The organism is Aquabacterium sp., from assembly GCF_021768455.1.
In the GTDB taxonomy this organism is placed as follows: domain Bacteria; phylum Pseudomonadota; class Gammaproteobacteria; order Burkholderiales; family Burkholderiaceae_C; genus Aquabacterium.
In genome coordinates, this window is the sequence record NZ_JAIZVX010000282.1 from 1 (window position 1) to 1,806 (window position 1,806).

At 71.6% G+C, this 1,806-nt stretch carries 2 protein-coding genes; both read left to right on the forward strand.

From position 1 onward, the window contains the following. Positions 1 to 785, forward strand: a 785-nt coding sequence (locus QZ994_RS19765; RefSeq protein ID WP_290877781.1) for a lytic transglycosylase domain-containing protein, incomplete at its 5' end; no start/stop codon positions are given. Positions 786 to 906: 121 nt separating this feature from the next. Beyond that, on the forward strand, positions 907 to 1,806 hold a 900-nt coding region (locus QZ994_RS19770; RefSeq protein ID WP_290877783.1), incomplete at its 3' end, for a complex I NDUFA9 subunit family protein.

The following is a 1,806-nucleotide window of genomic DNA, read 5'->3' on the forward strand; positions in this document are numbered from 1 at the left end:
AGCTGGCCCAGGCCCGCGCCTTGCCCGGTGTCGACCGCGCCCTGCGCATGCTCGATCTGGGCTGGCGCAGCGAGGCCGTGCGCGAGTGGAACTACACCCAGAGCTGGGGCAAGCCAGGTGGCCAGGCCCTCAACGACCGCGAGCTGATGGCCATGGCCGAAGCGGCCTGCGACCGCGAGGTCTGGGACCGCTGCATCAACACCAGCGAGCGCACCCGCCAGGAGATCAGCCTGGCCCAGCGCTACCCCACGCCTTTCAAGGCCGATGTGCTGGCCGCCGCCCGCGACGTGGGCCTGGACCCGGCCTACATGTATGGCCTGATCCGCCAGGAGTCGCGCTTCATCGTGGCGGCCCGCTCGAACGTGGGCGCCTCGGGCCTGATGCAGGTCATGCCCGCCACCGCCGCCTGGACGGCCAAAAAGCTCGGCATCGACTACAGCCCCGAGCTGATCACCGACCGCCAGACCAACCTGCGCATTGGCGCCGGTTACCTCAAGCTGGTGCTCGACGACCTGCAAGGCATGCAGGCCCTGGCCGCCGCGGCCTACAACGCCGGCCCGAGCCGCCCCCGCCGCTGGCGCGAGGGCATGCGGGTGGACGCCGCCGCCTGGGTGGAAAACGTGCCCTTCACCGAAACACGCGACTACGTGAAGAAGGTGCTCTCCAACGCCGTGGTCTACGCCCATGTGCTGCAGAACAGGCCCTTGTCGATCAAGGCGCGCCTGGGCACCACCGTGGGCCCGCGTGCGGCCACCGCGCCCCAGCCCGAAGCCGATCTGCCCTGAGCGCCGTGCGGTGTGCCTCACCGCGCCCTGGCGTGGATTTGTTCGCCCCGCCCGGGTGATGGCCGGCATGCCAGCCTGCTACCCTCAGGTCTGACAACGACCTTCATGCAGGAGCCTGACCATGCAACGCATCCTCATCCTTGGCGGCACCGGCTTCGTGGGCAGCGCCTTGTGCGAGCAGCTCGTGGCCGCCCCGGGTTTCGCCGGCACCCGCCTGCTCGTGCCCAGCCGCCGCCGCGAACACGGCAAGCACCTGTTCCCGCTGCCCAATGTCGATGTGGTGGCCGCCAACGTGATGGACGAGGCCAGCCTGGCCCGCCTGCTGCCGGGCGTGGACGTGGTGGTCAACCTGATCGCCATCCTGCACGGCACGCCCGAGGCCTTCACCCGCGTGCACGTGGGCCTGCCCCAGCGCCTGGCCGCGGCCTGCGTCAAGGCAGGGGTCAAGCGCCTGGTGCACGTCAGCGCCCTGGGCGTGCCCGATGATCCGGCCCAGGCCCCTTCGCAGTACCTGCGCAGCAAGGCCGAAGGCGAGCGCGCCCTGTGCGTGCCGGGCCTGGACGTGCGCATCCTTCGCCCCAGCGTCATCTTTGGCGCGAAGGACCGCTTCCTCAACCTCTTTGCGGCCCTGCAGCGCGTCTTCCCGCTCATGCCCCTGGCGGGCAGCGAGGCCACCTTCCAGCCGGTCTGGGTGGAGGACGTGGCCCGGGCCCTGGTGGCCCTCTTGCGCGAGGGCGGTGTGGCCGCGCCGGTTTACGAGGCGGCGGGCCCCGAGGTGCTGACCCTGGGCGACCTGGTGAAGCGGGCCGGGCAGTGGAGCGGCCATGCGCGGCCTGTGCTGCCCCTGCCCATGGCGGCCGGGCGCCTTCAGGCCCGGATGATGGGCCTCTTGCCGGGCGAGCCGCTGATGTCGGCCGACAACCTCGATTCCATGGCCGTGCCCAATGTGGCCTCGGGCAGGCTGCCGGGCCTGGTCGAGCTGGGCATCACGCCGACGGCCCTGGCCGCGGTGGCGCCGGGC